The sequence below is a fragment of the Roseisolibacter sp. H3M3-2 genome (genome assembly GCF_029211165.1).
Classification (GTDB): Bacteria; Gemmatimonadota; Gemmatimonadetes; order Gemmatimonadales; family Gemmatimonadaceae; genus Roseisolibacter.
The window spans coordinates 1-642 of record NZ_JARGEK010000770.1 but is presented as its reverse complement, the minus strand read 5'-3'; the positions used below and the strand labels follow the sequence as shown (position 1 = coordinate 642).

Here is a 642-nt window from a genome sequence, read left to right as displayed (position 1 = left end):
CCTCGCGCTGCCGCTCGGCGAACAGGCGCCACTGCAGCGCGCCGCCGGCGGCGCGCGCGCGGGCGCCCGCGAGCTCGGCGCCGGCGGCGCGGTAGTAGAACTGCTCGTCGAGCCCCGACAGCAGGTTCTGCACGCTGGCGCCGAAGCGGAACGCGGCGCCCCAGTCGTCGGCCTGCTCCAGGCGGCGGTACGCGCCGCCGCGCCACTCGCGCCCCGCCCCGCGCGCCGCGTCGCCGCGGGCGAGCCACGCCTCGGCGCCCCACTGCCGGTCGGCCTCGCTCGCGCGCGCGTTGGCCTCCCAGCGGTAGCCGAGGCCGAGCGACTGGCGCACCGCGCCGCCGACGGAGAGCCCCTCGACGCGGTCGTAGCGGGTGTAGCCGAGCGGGCCGTGGAGCGTGGGGCGCTGCGGGGCCCACGCCGGCGGGCGCGCGTCGAGGGCGGCCAGCGCGTCGAGGGCCGGGACGGGCCACGCGCGGTCGTCGTCGGCGAGCAGCGGCGCGTCGAACGCGTCGGCGGTGGCGAGGCGCGACTCGTCGCACGGGACGCGCACGCGGGTGGGGAGGCGCGCGCCGTAGCGGGTGCGCGTGCGCGTGGACTGCGCGTCGCCGGGCGCGCCCGCGCACTGGCCGGCCACGTCGTCGC

1 pseudogene is annotated in these 642 nt (G+C 81.5%); it reads right to left on the bottom strand.

Annotated elements, in window-relative coordinates:
* Positions 1–642 (bottom strand): annotated as a pseudogene (locus PYV61_RS26300) (hypothetical protein); the annotation flags it as partial.